Here is a 492-nt window from a genome sequence, read left to right on the forward strand (position 1 = left end):
AGAAAAATAAAAGAAAAATTAAATAAAAAAAGTATTAAAAAAAGGAGAAATAAAAAATTAATTTTTCTTATATTATTTCTCAGAATTTAGTTCCACAAAAAAATAAAAAAAATCAGGGAAAAAATTTAAAGAAAATTATTTAAAAAAAAAAAAAAGTTAAAAAGGAAAAAAAAAAAAAAAATGTAGTGGAAGAAACAACTGTAAAAAAAGAAAGTAGTGGAAAAAAAAAAAAAGAAAAAAGAAAAAAAAAAAAAAAAAAAAGAAAAAAAAAAAAAAAAAAAAGAAAAACAAAAGAAGAAAAAAATAAGGAAGAAAAAAAATAAACACATAAGAAACTAATAAAAAAAAAAAAAAAAAAAAAAGATAAAGAAAATGAAATAAAAGATAAACAAGAAATAATAAAAGATAAAGACAATGAAATGAAAAATAAAGAAAAAATAATAAAAGAAAAAAAAAAAAATGAAAAAAAAAAAAAAAATAATAAAAAATAAA

At 12.8% G+C, this 492-nt stretch carries 1 protein-coding gene; it reads left to right on the forward strand.

Translation table 11 applies throughout. The annotated features are described in order from the left end of the window. Window positions 1-216: 216 nt before the first annotated feature. Entirely contained in the window at window positions 217-339 is a 123-nt protein-coding gene (locus NG904_RS17705) for a hypothetical protein (RefSeq protein WP_286674380.1), read from the forward strand. Window positions 340-492: the final 153 nt, after the last annotated feature.

Origin of the sequence: Clostridium sp. ZBS15 (assembly GCF_023845705.1) — a bacterium.
Taxonomy (GTDB): Bacteria; Bacillota; Clostridia; order Clostridiales; family Clostridiaceae; genus Clostridium; species Clostridium aquiflavi.